This window comes from Sphingomonas sp. DC5200-1, from assembly GCF_049897245.1.
GTDB lineage: Bacteria > Pseudomonadota > Alphaproteobacteria > Sphingomonadales > Sphingomonadaceae > Sphingomonas > Sphingomonas aquatilis.
On the sequence record NZ_JAFCVW010000027.1, the window covers coordinates 1 to 2,500 of the forward strand.

General features: G+C 55.4%; 2 rRNA genes (1 of these 2 cut by a window edge). Both read right to left on the reverse strand.

What is annotated here, in order from left to right:
* Positions 1 to 68: 68 nt before the first annotated feature.
* Positions 69 to 183: ribosomal RNA gene (gene rrf / locus ACP7A3_RS20745) — 5S ribosomal RNA — on the reverse strand.
* A gap of 179 nt (positions 184 to 362) precedes the next feature.
* A 23S ribosomal RNA gene (locus tag ACP7A3_RS20750) occupies positions 363 to 2,500 on the reverse strand (it continues 660 nt past the right edge of the window).

Sequence of the window (2,500 nt, forward strand, 5' to 3'; positions counted from 1 at the left end):
TGGCGAGGGTTGCGTGTCCCGTTGGGACGAAATCATGAATGGGTTCTTCTTCCCACACAGGCTTCAATGCCTGGCGACGACCTACTCTTCCACTGCTTAGGCAGTAGTACCATTGGCGCAGTCGGGTTTCACGGCCGAGTTCGGGATGGGATCGGGTGGGACACCGACGCTATAGCCACCAGGCAATGAAGCGTGTGCGGGAGCTGAGCCGCTCGGTCGGCACGCTTCATGCGTGCTGACCTTGCGGCTGAGCTATGGTTCAAATCGATGCGTGCACTGTTACTGGAATATGTATCTGGCGTTCGACGCTGACATCCACGCCTATCGTCGACAACCCAGGGTTGTCATTGATGGTGTGTCCTCTCAAGCGCGAATAGGACAATTAGTATCGGTTAGCTCCATGCGTTACCGCACTTCCACATCCGATCTATCAAGGTCGTGGTCTCCGACCGTCCTATGAAATCTTATCTCGAGGGAGGCTTCCCGCTTAGATGCTTTCAGCGGTTATCCCGTCCGTACATAGCTACCCTGCTGCGCCGTTGGCACGACGACAGGTACACCAGAGGTACGTTCAACCCGGTCCTCTCGTACTAGGGTCAACTCCTCTCAAATTTCGACGCCCACGGCAGATAGGGACCAAACTGTCTCGCGACGTTCTGAACCCAGCTCACGTACCACTTTAATTGGCGAACAGCCAAACCCTTGGGACCTGCTCCAGCCCCAGGATGTGATGAGCCGACATCGAGGTGCCAAACAACCCCGTCGATATGAGCTCTTGGGGGTTATCAGCCTGTTATCCCCGGCGTACCTTTTATCCGTTGAGCGATGGCCCTTCCACGAGGGACCACCGGATCACTATGACCGACTTTCGTCTCTGCTCGACTTGTCAGTCTCGCAGTCAGGCGGGCTTATGCCATTGCACTCTAACAGCCGGTTTCCAACCGGCCTGAGCCCACCATCGCGCGCCTCCGTTACTCTTTAGGAGGCGACCGCCCCAGTCAAACTACCCGCCACAGAGGGTCCCTGCACCGGCTAACGGTGCGAGGTTAGACATCAGAAAACAACAGGGTGGTATTTCACCTATGGCTCCACACCGGCTGGCGCCAATGCTTCAAAGCCTCCCACCTATGCTACACAGTTCTTTCCTAATGCCACTCTGAAGCTGCAGTAAAGGTGCACGGGGTCTTTCCGTCTAACCGCGGGTACTCCGCATCTTCACGGAGAATTCAATTTCGCTGAGCATGTCCTGGAGACAGTGGGGAAGTCGTTACGCCATTCGTGCAGGTCGGAACTTACCCGACAAGGAATTTCGCTACCTTAGGACCGTTATAGTTACGGCCGCCGTTTACCTGGGCTTCATTTCAGAGCTTGCACCCCTCCACTTAACCTTCAGGCACCGGGCAGGCGTCAGGCCCTATACGTCGTCTTGAAGCCGACTTAGCAGAGCCCTGTGTTTTTGCTAAACAGTCGCTACCCCCTGGCCTGTGCCCCCCACGAGAGCTTGCGCTTACGTGGGGCCTCCTTCTTCCGAAGGTACGGAGGCAATTTGCCGAGTTCCTTCAGGACACTTCTCTCAAGCGCCTTGGTATACTCTACCAGACCACCTGTGTCGGTTTCGGGTACGGTCTATACGGTGGGGCTATTTCCTGGGACAGTTTCGAAGCCTGACCAATCCGATAAGGTCAGACAACACACACCATCCGTCACACACCACCAGGCCCACGAATATTAACGTGGTTCCCATCGACTACCCCCTTCGGGCTCGTCTTAGGGGCCGGCTCACCCTGCGCGGATTAGCCTTGCGCAGGAACCCTTGGTCTTTCGGCGAGAGGGCATCTCACCCTCTTTATCGCTACTCATGTCTGCATTCGCACTTCCGATACCTCCACGACCCATTACCAGATCGCTTCACAGGCGTACGGAACGCTCCGCTACCGCGTGATCGTAAGATCACACCCTAAGCTTCGGTGCGTGTCTTGAGCCCCGTTACATCTTCGCCGCAGAAACCCTTGTTTAGACCAGTGAGCTGTTACGCTTTCTTTAAAGGATGGCTGCTTCTAAGCCAACCTCCTGGTTGTTTTGGGATTTCCACATGCTTTCCCACTTAGACACGACTTGGGGACCTTAGCTGTAGGTCAGGGCTGTTTCCCTTTTGACGACGGACCTTAGCACCCGCCGTCTGTCTCCCGAGTATCACTCCTAGGTATTCGGAGTTTGGTTAGAGTTGGTAGATCTCGCGACCCCCGCATCCATCCAGTGCTCTACCCCCTAGGGTGTCCGCTCGAGGCACTACCTCAATAGTTTTCGCGGAGAACCAGCTATTTCCCGGCTTGATTGGCCTTTCACCCCTAAACACAACTCATCCGGTAACTTTTCAACGTTAATCGGTTCGGACCTCCAGTGCGTGTTACCGCACCTTCATCCTGGTCATGCCTAGATCGCCGGGTTTCGGGTCTAATACATCAAACTATGGCGCCCTATTCAGACTCGCTTTCGCTGC